This window comes from Halorubrum sp. SS7 (assembly GCF_005435055.1).
Classification (GTDB): domain Archaea; phylum Halobacteriota; class Halobacteria; order Halobacteriales; family Haloferacaceae; genus Halorubrum; species Halorubrum salinarum.
The window spans coordinates 1-228 of the sequence record NZ_SGXV01000666.1 but is presented as its reverse complement, the minus strand read 5'-3'; the positions used below and the strand labels follow the sequence as shown (position 1 = coordinate 228).

Below are 228 nucleotides of genomic sequence, written 5' to 3'. Positions count from 1 at the left end.
GGATCGGATGTCGGCACCGGTGAACTCGCACGGGAGCTCCGCGAGGACGGGCACGCGGTCGTCGGCGGGACGCCGAACACCGACCGGCTCGAGGAGGACCGCGGCTACGCGATGGAGGTCCTCGAAGCGCACGGCGTCAACACGGTCGAACACCACGTCTTCCACGAGTTCGACGCCGGCATCCGGCACGTCCGGGAGAACCCCGCTCCGTACGTGATCAAGCCGCTC

Annotated in this window: 1 pseudogene; it reads left to right on the top strand. The window is 69.3% G+C overall.

Annotated elements, in window-relative coordinates:
• Positions 1-228: pseudogene (locus EXE44_RS19560) on the top strand (phosphoribosylamine-glycine ligase); the annotation flags it as partial.